This is a genomic window from Pseudomonas sp. AC463, assembly GCF_979253585.1.
Window position 1 is genome coordinate 1 of sequence record NZ_CEEDDZ010001077.1, and the last position, 242, is coordinate 242.

A 242-nucleotide genomic window follows, 5' to 3' on the forward strand; every position below is an offset into this window, starting at 1 on the left:
GATGGGCGCGCATCCGTTCCGGCGGGATCGCGCGCAGCACGTCGTTCGGGCCGATCTGCACCAGTGCGAGGTCGGGCCGGCCCGGCAACGCGCTCAGCACGCGGGGCAGCCGCCGCCATGCGCCTTCGGTCGTGTCGCCGGACACGCCTGCATTCACCACCTGCGCGAGCGGACGGGTCGCGCGCAACCGCGCCTGAAGCCGGGCGGGCAGGCTTTCGTCGGGACGCAAGCCATAACCGGCG

Annotated in this window: 1 protein-coding gene; it reads right to left on the reverse strand. The window is 74.0% G+C overall.

Annotated features, from left to right (window positions below; genetic code table 11):
- Positions 1-229 (reverse strand): GDSL-type esterase/lipase family protein (locus tag AC0IYH_RS33585; RefSeq protein ID WP_471838770.1); only part of this gene is annotated, 229 nt, incomplete at its 3' end.
- Positions 230-242 lie beyond the last annotated feature (13 nt).